This is a genomic window from Microbacterium sp., from assembly GCF_029263575.1.
In the GTDB taxonomy this organism is placed as follows: Bacteria; Actinomycetota; Actinomycetes; order Actinomycetales; family Microbacteriaceae; genus Microbacterium.
On record NZ_JAJUFV010000110.1, the window covers coordinates 1 to 9,579 of the forward strand.

The 9,579-nt window shown below is 68.4% G+C and carries 9 protein-coding genes and 1 pseudogene; 8 read left to right on the forward strand and 2 right to left on the reverse strand.

Going from position 1 to position 9,579, the window contains the following annotated elements; all coding sequences use genetic code 11:
- Both Q1J95_RS11230 and Q1J95_RS11235 read right to left on the reverse strand, forming a co-directional pair.
- Window positions 1–825, reverse strand: an 825-nt coding sequence (locus tag Q1J95_RS11230) for a LysR family transcriptional regulator (RefSeq protein ID WP_300267622.1), incomplete at its 3' end; no start/stop codon positions are given.
- Window positions 826–834: 9 nt separating this feature from the next.
- On the reverse strand, window positions 835–1,821 hold the full coding sequence (locus Q1J95_RS11235) for a LysR family transcriptional regulator (RefSeq protein WP_300267624.1): 987 nt from the start codon (window positions 1,819–1,821) through the stop codon (window positions 835–837).
- Window positions 1,822–1,963: 142 nt separating this feature from the next.
- Here Q1J95_RS11235 and Q1J95_RS11240 point away from each other — a divergent pair, with 142 nt between their 5' ends.
- The 8 genes and pseudogenes from Q1J95_RS11240 to Q1J95_RS11275 form a co-directional block, all read left to right on the forward strand.
- Window positions 1,964–3,181: a M24 family metallopeptidase gene (locus Q1J95_RS11240; protein ID WP_300267626.1), complete on the forward strand. Its 1,218-nt coding sequence runs from the start codon at window positions 1,964–1,966 to the stop codon at window positions 3,179–3,181.
- A complete protein-coding gene (locus Q1J95_RS11245) occupies window positions 3,178–4,422 on the forward strand; it encodes a PLP-dependent aminotransferase family protein (protein ID WP_300267627.1) in 1,245 nt (414 codons plus the stop codon). The genes Q1J95_RS11240 and Q1J95_RS11245 overlap by 4 nt, the downstream gene beginning before the upstream one ends.
- Window positions 4,422–5,699, forward strand: a complete 1,278-nt coding sequence (locus Q1J95_RS11250; RefSeq protein WP_300267628.1) for a M20/M25/M40 family metallo-hydrolase — start codon at window positions 4,422–4,424, stop codon at window positions 5,697–5,699. Before Q1J95_RS11245 ends, Q1J95_RS11250 begins: the two co-directional genes overlap by 1 nt.
- Complete coding sequence (locus tag Q1J95_RS11255) at window positions 5,696–6,463, forward strand: glucose 1-dehydrogenase (protein ID WP_300267630.1); 768 nt, start codon at window positions 5,696–5,698, stop codon at window positions 6,461–6,463. Before Q1J95_RS11250 ends, Q1J95_RS11255 begins: the two co-directional genes overlap by 4 nt.
- 57 nt (window positions 6,464–6,520) lie before the next feature.
- Window positions 6,521–6,934: a Fur family transcriptional regulator gene (locus Q1J95_RS11260; RefSeq protein WP_300267631.1), complete on the forward strand. Its 414-nt coding sequence runs from the start codon at window positions 6,521–6,523 to the stop codon at window positions 6,932–6,934.
- Between the two features lie 50 nt (window positions 6,935–6,984).
- The gene (locus tag Q1J95_RS11265; RefSeq protein ID WP_300267634.1) at window positions 6,985–7,947 is read left to right on the forward strand and encodes a permease; all 963 of its coding nucleotides are present in this window, start codon (window positions 6,985–6,987) and stop codon (window positions 7,945–7,947) included.
- Complete coding sequence (locus Q1J95_RS11270) at window positions 7,940–8,728, forward strand: TIGR03943 family protein (protein WP_300267633.1); 789 nt, start codon at window positions 7,940–7,942, stop codon at window positions 8,726–8,728. Before Q1J95_RS11265 ends, Q1J95_RS11270 begins: the two co-directional genes overlap by 8 nt.
- Window positions 8,718–9,579 (forward strand): annotated as a pseudogene (locus Q1J95_RS11275) (hypothetical protein); the annotation flags it as partial. The gene Q1J95_RS11270 and the pseudogene Q1J95_RS11275, both read left to right, overlap by 11 nt.

The following is a 9,579-nucleotide window of genomic DNA, read 5'->3' on the forward strand; positions in this document are numbered from 1 at the left end:
CTCTGTCCCGCTGCGCGCGAGAAACACGACGCTGCGGCGCTGATCCAGCGGCAACGCGGGGCTGGCAGGCAGCGTCAGTCCGGCTTCGCGCACGACCATCTCGGGCAGGAAGGCGGCCGCGAGGCCCTGTTCCACCATGCGTAGGTGAAAGAGCAGATCGGATGACTCGTGCGCCACGATCGGCTCGAATCCACGCTCGCGGCACACCCGCAACGCCCATCGCGCCGCCGCCGACCCGTGCGGCTCCATGACCCATTTCACGGTGCGCAGGGCGTCGAGCGAAGCATCCCTCGCCTCTGGCAGATAGCCGCGGATCGGCTCTTCACTCAGCACCGTCTGCGTGATGCCCTCGGTCGTGGGCGGCTCGGTGCCGGGATACGAGTCGGTGATGACGGCGTCGACCTGTCGCGAAGCGAGGCGGATCATCGCCGCCTCCGGGTCGTACAGCTGCAGGCGCACGTCGAGTTCTGGGAACTGTGCGGCCAGCGCCGAGAGCGCACGCGGCATGATCGTGCGGCTGATGGTCGCGAACGCCGCGATGGTCACCGTGCCGTGCGGCACCGAGTGCGCAGAGGCGAGGTCGGTCTCGGCGCGCTCGACGGCCGCGAGGATGGCATCCGCATTGCGCACCAGCTCTTCACCCGCCGCCGTGAGCTTGACCCCGCGACCGACCTTCTCGAGCAGAGTGACGCCGGTCTCTTTCTCCAGCAGAGCCAGCTGCTGCGAGATGGCGGAGTGGCTGTATGAGAGCTCGCGGGCTGCGGCCGTCATGCTTCCGCGAAGCTTGACCTCGCGAAGCAGTACGAGCCGGTGCAGATCGAGCATGCGTCGAGCCTATTCACTCGTGCTGTCGCCGGCGAGGCCTGAACTGTCGGCGATGAGGCCGGAACTGTCGCCGGCGAGGCCGGAACTGTCGGCGATGAGGTCTGTGCCGTCGGCGACGACGTCGGCGAGGTGACGCAGCAGCGCTGACACGGCCGGTCTGATCGTGCCGCCGCGGCGGGTCACGGCGTACACGTCGCGATACAGCTCAGGCCCGCTCCACGCGACCGGGTGCTCGGGAATGTCGAGCAGGTCGTCGGGTGTGCCCAAGAGCATGCGCGGCAGAAACGCGGCGGCTTCGCCTGCCTGAACGAGGCTGTGGTGAATGCGCAGGTTCGCCGAAGTGAAGCGCACCGTCGGCTCGAACCCGGCCTCGCGGCACGTGCGGGTCGCCCACAGCGCCGCATCCGTCTCTGCCGGTTCGAAGATCCACGCGCTCGTCGAAAGGTCGGAAGGATGCTGCACGGCACGCGGCGCGTACACCTCGATCGGATCGCGCAGCAGGAACGTGCGCGTCATGTCGGGGGCGACGGCGCGGGGGATGTGCGGGTACTCGTCGGTGATCGCGAGATCGGCGCGCCGGCGCGTGACGGCGTTGAGGGCGTCGGTGGGATCGACCTGGGTGAACTCGACCACGACGTCGGGGTGTGAAGCGGCCATACGTCGCAGCACCTCGGGCAGATAGCGCAGCGCGAAGGTGCTGAACGAGGCGAAGCGCACGACGCCCTGCACGCGCGTGCTGGTCTGCTCCAGCTCGGCTTCGGTCTGCTCGAGCATCCGAATCACCTCATCGGCGCGGCGCGCGAGCGTGACGCCGACCTGGGTGAGACGCACCTGACGGCCCACCGGCTCGAGAAGCTTCATGCCGACCTCGGCTTCGAGCTTGGCGAGCTGCTGCGAGATCGCCGACGAGCTGATGCCGATCGCGCGCGACACCGCCGCGATGGAACCGCGTGCCTCAAGCTCGCGCAGCATGGCGAGCCGATTCAGATCTAGCATCACCCCTCGAATCCTTAAGGTGAGCTTCACAATATACGCAAGCCCCGACCCCTTCCTCGGGATCGCTGCGTGAGCCTACTCTGATCGCAGAGGCGGGAGTGCTCGTCAGCACCACCGCGCGCACGAGCACGAAGGAGCGAGCATGGTGCCTGAGAACCAATTGACCCGGCCCCCCGCGTTCGCCGCCTCTGAGTACTCGGCGCGACAAGATCGCGTTCGCGCCCGCGCCGCCGAGCGCGGCTTCGACGCGCTGCTGATCGCCGACCCCTCGAACCTCTACTACCTCACCGGTTACGACGCCTGGTCGTTCTACACGCCGCAGGTGCTGCACCTGCCGGTCGAGGGTTCCCCCACGCTGGTCATGCGCGCGATGGACGCACACGGTGCCTGGCGCACGGCCACCGGCATCGCAGCATCCGACATCTTCGGGTATCCCGAGATGCTCATCCACAATGTCACCGAGCATCCCGGCGACTGGACGGGAAAGCTCATCGCCGATCGCGGCCATGGCGGCCGTCAGCGCGTCGGCTACGAGGGCGAGGCGCACTTCTTCACCGTGCGCACCTACCTCGCGTTCGCGGCAGCGCTGCCGGAGTGGTCGCTGGAAGACTGCGGCGACCTGGTCAACTGGGTCAGGCTCATCAAGTCGCCCGCCGAGATCGAGATCATGCGCGGTGCCGGGCGCGTGTGCTCCGAGGTCATGCGCACCGCCGTCGATGCGATGTGGCCGGGGCGCCCGCAGAACGAGGTCGCCGCCGAGATCCTCGCAGCCCAGGCGCGAGGGACCGTCGGCACCGACGGCGACTACCCGGCGATCGTGCCGCTGCTGCCCACCGGACCCGGCGCTGACACCCCGCACCTGACGTGGACGGAAGAGCCCACGCCCGTCGGCGCTCCCGTCTCGCTCGAATTGGCCGGGGTCCACCGCCGCTACCACGCCCCGATGGCCCGCACGGTCGTTATCGGGCGCCCGCCCGAAGATCTCAAGCGCCTCGCGGCGTCGACGGTCGAAGGGCTCAACGAAGCGCTCGCGATGGTGCGGCCCGGTGTTCTCGCCCGCGACGTCTCGGCAGCTTTTACCCGCGTGATCTCGGCCGCCGGCTACGAGAAGACCTCGCGGCTGGGGTACTCCATCGGCATCGGCTACCCGCCCGACTGGGGCGAGCGCACCGTCAGCATCCGCTCCGAAGAAGAGGCCGTGCTGGAAGAGAACATGACTTTCCACCTGATCGCCGGCATGTGGCTGGCCGATTCGGGATTCGAGCTCTCTGAGGCCATACACGTGACCGACAGCGGCGTCGAGGTGCTCACCCACGCGCCGCGCGAGCTGATCACGATCGAGGAAAGAAGGTTCCGATGAACACGACGATTGCGGGCATCCGCCTCGCCGCGCGCTCTGAGCGCCTCACCGGTTCGGTGATCGATTCGTCGACGTCGCTGCTGGCGAGTCAGACCCACGACATCGTGCGCTTCGCGATGGGAGCGCCGAACGCCGACCTGATTCCGTCGGCCGATTTCGCCCGTCACTTCGCGTCGGCTGGCACCGGCGCGTACGACTACGGCGCCACCGAAGGGCTGCCAGAGCTCATCGATCAGGTGTGCGAGTACGCGCGTCGCGGGGGAGTGCCGACCGACCCCGAACGGCTGCTGATCACGACCGGTGGCATGCAGGGGCTCGACATCGCGTTCAAGATGCTCATCGATCCGGGCGACGCCGTCATCGTCGAGGCGCCGACCTATACGAACGGCATCGGCACCGCCTCGAGCTATCAGGCCCGCATCATCGAAGCGCCGATGGATGAGCACGGCATGATCGTCGAGGATCTGCCCGACATCGTCGCGGCCGCTGGGCAGACACCCAAGGCGATCTACACGATTCCGAACTTCCAGAACCCCTCCGGCACGACGCTGAGCGAGTCGCGGCGGCGGATGCTGTTGGAGCTGGCCGAGCAGTGGGATGCCGTCATCATTGATGACGACCCCTATGGCGCGCTGCGCTTCGATGGCGAGCAGGTTCCCGGGTTCGCGCAGCTCAGCCCAGGGAACCCGCGAGTGGTCCAGGTGCGCACATTCTCGAAGGTGCTCGCCCCGGGCCTGCGGGTCGGGTGGCTCGATCTCGACCCCGCGCTGCGCCAGCTCGCCATCAACGCCAAGCAGGCCATGGACACCTGCACGAACATGCCGATGCAGCACGTCATCGCCGGATACCTCGGCGAGGGCAGCCTCGAAACCCACCTGGCGAGTCTGCGCACGGTGTATCGCGAGCGCAAGATCGCCATGCGGCACGAGCTCAGCAAACGCTTCGGCGACGACGTGCAGACCACCGATCCCGAGGGCGGCTTCTTCATCTGGCTGACGCTGAAGGGCCGCTATGCCGACGTCGACACGGAAGAGCTGTTTCCCATCGCCCTCCGCCACGGCGTCGCCTACATTCCCGGCCCGGCTTTCACGCACAGCGGCACGTTCCGGCACGCGCTGCGGGTGTGCTTTGCGACATCGACACCCGAGCGCATCGCCGAGGGTGTGGAACGGCTCGGAAACGCCCTGGACGAGCAGGCAGGTCTCACCCCCGCCGTGGCCAGTCGTCGCGCGGGCGCATGATGACCTACCGCGAGCAAACGGCGACCAGCCGCGAGCGCACGGCGAACACGGCGGTGAACCGGGATGCGAACCTCGAAGAGCGCGTGCTCGCACGCATCGAGCGCGAAGCCGTCGCCCGACTCACCGAAGATCTCGTGCGCGCTTCGAGCGAGAATCCCGGTGGCACAGAAGACGCCGCCGCCAGGGTGTTCGCCGCTGCGCTGACGGATGCCGGAGCCGAGGTGCGGCTCGACGACGTCGAGCCGGGTCGACCGAATCTGCACGCCCGCGTCGGCGCCGACGGCGGTGAAGGCGGCGTCCTCTTCCTCGGGCACAGCGACGTCGTTCCCGCCGGGGTCGGGTGGAGCGGCGCCCCCTTCGCGCCGCGCCGCGACGGGGACGACCTCATCGGACGCGGGGTGACCGACATGAAGGGTGGGCTCGCGGCGATCGCGGTGGCGCTCGCCGCGGTGCACGCCGAGGCGCCGGAGGTGCCGATCACTGTGCTGTGCACGGTCGACGAAGAGGCCGATGCCCGCGGTATCCGTCACCACATCCGGCACGCCCCCGCGACGCGACATGCCCTGTGCGTGGTCGCCGAGCCGACATCGATGACGACGATCACCGGATGCCGCGGGGCGGCGAACTTCGACATCGAAATCCGCGGCCACAGTGCACACGCGGGGCGCCCGTCGGATGGTGCGAGTGCGATTCTCGCGGCAGCCGATCTGCTCGCCGTGATCGAAGAGGATCATGCCCGGTTGGCGGCCAGGCCGCATCCGGTGCTCGGGGCCGCGACGTGGAATGTCGGCATGATTGAGGGCGGTCACGGAACGTCGATCGTGCCCGACCGCTGCACGGTGTCGATCGACCGCCGGACGCTGCCGGAGGAGGATCCGGATGTCGTGCTCGATGCGCTGCTCGCCCAGACGCGCGAGCGCGTGCGTGAGCGTGGACGCCCGGGCGCCGACGTGATCGAAGTGGTCGGAGCGACGGCGATGACGATGCCGGGGTTCATGATCGATCCGTCCGAGCCCGTCGTGCGGCGCATTCAGGATGTCGTCAGGCAGGTGGGCGGCGCGGGCGATACGGACGTCTGGACGGCTTCGTGCGAGGGTGGATTCGTCTGCCGCCACCACGGTGTCGACACGGTGGTGCTCGGTCCGGGGGATCTTCCCGGTCAGGCGCATCAGCCGGACGAGCGGGTCAGCATCTCAGAGCTGGTGCGTGCCGCTGAAGCGTTCGCGTTGCTCGCACTGCGCGCGCCAGGATGGAAACCGACGGAGGGAGCATCATGACCGAAACCGACACAGCGGATGCCGCATCGCCGGTGGCCGTCGTCACCGGGGCGTCCTCGGGCATCGGCACCGAGATCGCCCGCCGACTCGTGGCCGACGGATTCACCGTTATCGTGCATGGCCGCTCGGTCGAACGCGGTGAACGCGTCGCGAAAGAGCTCGGGGCGCGCTTCGTCGCGGCTGATCTGACGGCCGAGGGCGCGGCCGACGAGCTCGTCGCCGAGGCCGTGCGCCTCGCGGGCCGGCTGGATGTGCTCGTCAACAACGCCGCGATCGACCACACCGGCCCGCTGCTCGATACCCCGCAGAGTGAGATCAGAGCGACGTTCGAGACGAACACCTTCGCGACCATCGCCTGTCTGCAGGCCGCGGGCCGAGTGCTGCGCGAGCAGGGCACCGGCGGGGCGATCATCAACGTGACCTCGCGACTGGCGAGCATCGGCGTGCCCACGATGGGCGTCTATTCGGCCAGCAAGGGGGCGATTCTCTCGCTCACGACAGCCGCGGCCGTCGAGCTCGCTCCGCTGAACATCCGGGTGAACGCCGTGGCCCCGGGGATGACGAACACGCCGCTGTATGCCGACTGGGTCGCCGAGCAGGACGACCCCGAGGACACTGTGCGCCGCGTGGCGAGTGCCATACCGCTGCAACGCATTGCCGAGCCCGGCGATGTCGCCGCCGCTGTGTCGTATCTGGCGAGCCCGGATGCGTCATACATCACCGGTGTCTCGATTCCCGTCGACGGCGGTTACCTCGCGACGTGAGCGGATGCCACCTGGCCACCCAGCCCCTCGCCAGCAGAACGGCCTAGAATCGGCGGTATGGCTCAGCGGAACACCTGGCAGCGCGAACGCGTGCGCGAAGCGCTCGACGACGCGCGTGGGTTCGTCAGCGCTCAGACCCTGCACGCCACGCTTCGTGAAGAGAACACCGGCATCGGTCTGGCGACGGTCTATCGTGCCCTTGCCGGGCTCGCGTCGTCGGGGGATGCCGATTCTCTGCAGAGTCCTGACGGCGAGGCGCTGTACCGCGCCTGCTCGACCGAGGGACATCATCATCACCTGATCTGCCGGTCCTGCGGACTGACGGTCGAGATCGAAGCGACCGACGTCGAGGCCTGGGCGCATCGCACCGCGGCCCTCCACGGTTTCACCGCAGCCGAGCACGTCGTCGACATCTTCGGCCTGTGCACTCCCTGCGCCAACCGCCGCGCGGCGGCCGAAGGGTCGGCGTGATCACCAGCACGCAGACGCACCGCTCGGAGACGAAGCATGCGCCGTGGGTGATGCTGACGCTCGGCGTCGTGGTCGTCGCAGCGCTGTTCCTCATCGACGGGTTCGCGCCGACGCTGTTCCCGAAGGCGCTTCCCGACCGCGCGCAGGACGGCCTGACGCTCGCGCTCAGCGTGCTGATCGAGGCTCTTCCCTTCGTCGTGCTCGGTGTCGTGCTGTCGATCGTCGTGCAGGTCTGGCTGCCGCCCGATCTCATCCACCGCTGGCTTCCCACGCGCGGCTGGGCGCGCCGTGCCGTGCTGTCTCTGCTGGGGATGCTGATCCCCGTGTGCGAGTGCGGCAACGTGCCCTTTGCCCGCGGCCTCATGATGCGCGGCCTCGCGCCCGCCGAGGCGATGACCTTCCTCATCGCCGCCCCCATCGTCAACCCGATCGTCATCATCACGACGCATGCCGCCTTCGGCTTCGACGGCGGCATCCTCATCGCCCGCCTCGTCGGCGGCTACCTGATCGCGAACCTCATCGGGTGGATCTACAGCCGACACCCCTCGCCGGACGCCATGCTGACGCAGCAGTTCACGACCACCTGTGAGCGGGTCACACAGGAACACGGCACGCCCACCCGCCGCAGCCTCACCCAGTTCCTCGTCGAACTGCGCGCCGTGATGCCCGCCCTCGTGATCGGATCCGCGCTCGCCGGAGCCGTGCAGGTGCTCATCCCACGCGACGTGCTGCTGGAGATCGGCTCGAACCCCGTGCTGTCGATCGTCGCGATGATGGCGCTCGCCATGACGGTTGCGATCTGCTCGAACGTGGACGCCTTCTTCGCCCTCTCGTTCGCGTCGACCTTCTCGTCGGGCGCGCTGATCGCCTTCCTGTTGGTCGGACCGCTCGTCGACATCAAGATGCTCGCTCTGCTGCGCACCACCTTCACCGCCCGCACGCTGGTCGGCGTGGTCGCCGTCGTGCTGACGAGCGCGTTCGCCATCGGAATCGGGGTGAACGTCTTTGGCTGATCCACACACCCGCTCGCGGCTGCGCGCCGCCGCCTCACGCTGGCTCGGTCTCGGCCTCGCCGTCGTCATCTCGATCGTCACGCTCGGCCTTGCCATCACCGGCCAGCTCACCCTCTACATCAGCCCTGAATCGATCTGGTTCGCCTGCGCCGGCGCGATCGTCGTCCTGGCTGGCGCGGTCTGGTCGTTCACCCTGCCGCTGGGTGAAGAATCCGACCACGGCCACGATCACGGACCGGCACCTCAGGCGGATGCAGAACCGGGCGAAGCATCCCCGCATCGAACCCTGACGACGGTCGGCACGGTATCAGCCGGCGTCGTCGCCAGCGGCGTCGTCATCGCCGGCCTCGTGCTCCCGCCCGCATCGCTGTCGGTGGAACTGGCGATGTCACGAGCGGATGCCGGTGGCACACTGTTCGCCGGCGCAGACACCCCCACCCTCGGCATTGCAGACACCACGACCTTCGGCATCGGGGAATGGTCGAGCGTCTTCGCCACAGCGACGCGCCCCGAGGCATACGACGGCGCATCCGTCACCCTCACCGGGTTCGTCACACCCAGCGACGACACCGGCGTGAACCTGACCCGCATGATCATCACGCACTGCGTGATCGATGCCCAGCCGGCGGCTGTGCCCGTCGACGTCGACGCGGGCGAGTTCGGCACCGGGCAGTGGATCGAGGTCACCGGAACAGTCAAGGCCGACGATGACGGTTCACTGCGCGTCATCCCGACCTCGACCGTGGCGGTCGATGAACCCGGGGACCCCTATGAGTACTGAGGAGTCTCAGCCCGCACCGCGCACCCGCGCCGAAGCGCGCGCCGCGCGCGAGGCGGCCGAGCGTGCGGCCACCGCCCCGGCTTCGCCCGCTGAGTCGCCCCCTTCGCCCACTGAGCCTGTCGAAGCGTCGGCCGCCCCAGCGTTGCTCGCTGAGCCTGTCGAAGCGCCCCCTGCTTCCCAGCCGAAGACCCCGAAGGACCGGCGCGTGCTGTACACGCTGCTGGGGGTCGTCGGAGTCCTCGCCGTCGTCGGAGCGGTGCTCGGCGCGATCAGTCTGTTCCAGGGTCCGCGCCTCGACAGCGTTCAGGTCGATACCGCCGAGGCGATCGACGTCTCGGGCAGCCGGGTCATCCTCACCGCCAATCAGTCGCTGGCCGAGGTCGACCCCTCGCAGGTCACGATCAGCCCTGCTGTGCCGTTCACGATCGACGCTGCGGGTCGCAGCATCGGCATCCGCTTCACGGTTCCGCTCGATGATGCGACCGAGTACACCGTCAATGTCGGCGATGTCGTCGGCGCGGGCGGCGGACCGGCATCCGATCTGCAGACGGTCTTCACCACGCCGGCGGCCGAGATGTTCCTACTCAACCGCACCGCGGACGATGACACCATCTTCCGCACGGACCTTGCCGGTGACGGGGTGCCGGTGTTCACGCATCCGCGTATCAATGACTACCGCGCGACGCCCACGAAACTCGTCGTCGCAGTGGAGGACGCCGACAGCTCGAGAATTCTGGTGATGGATCGCGACGGCGAGAACGTTCGCGAGCTTGAGCTACCCGGCGACGGGCATGTCAGCTCGGTGCAGGTCTCCGACCGCGGGGGACTGGTGGGCTACATCTACTCTGACC

Excerpts from the sequence above, each read along its gene's own strand:
- Q1J95_RS11240 (WP_300267626.1), top strand. The coding sequence starts at position 1,964 with ATGGTGCCTGAGAACCAATTGACCCGGCCCCCCGCGTTCGCCGCCTCT.
- Q1J95_RS11255 (WP_300267630.1), top strand. The coding sequence starts at position 5,696 with ATGACCGAAACCGACACAGCGGATGCCGCATCGCCGGTGGCCGTCGTC.
- Q1J95_RS11265 (WP_300267634.1), top strand. The coding sequence starts at position 6,985 with ATGCTGACGCTCGGCGTCGTGGTCGTCGCAGCGCTGTTCCTCATCGAC.
- Q1J95_RS11235 (WP_300267624.1), bottom strand. The coding sequence starts at position 1,821 with ATGCTAGATCTGAATCGGCTCGCCATGCTGCGCGAGCTTGAGGCACGC.
- Q1J95_RS11250 (WP_300267628.1), top strand. The coding sequence starts at position 4,422 with ATGACCTACCGCGAGCAAACGGCGACCAGCCGCGAGCGCACGGCGAAC.
- Q1J95_RS11260 (WP_300267631.1), top strand. The coding sequence starts at position 6,521 with ATGGCTCAGCGGAACACCTGGCAGCGCGAACGCGTGCGCGAAGCGCTC.
- Q1J95_RS11245 (WP_300267627.1), top strand. The coding sequence starts at position 3,178 with ATGAACACGACGATTGCGGGCATCCGCCTCGCCGCGCGCTCTGAGCGC.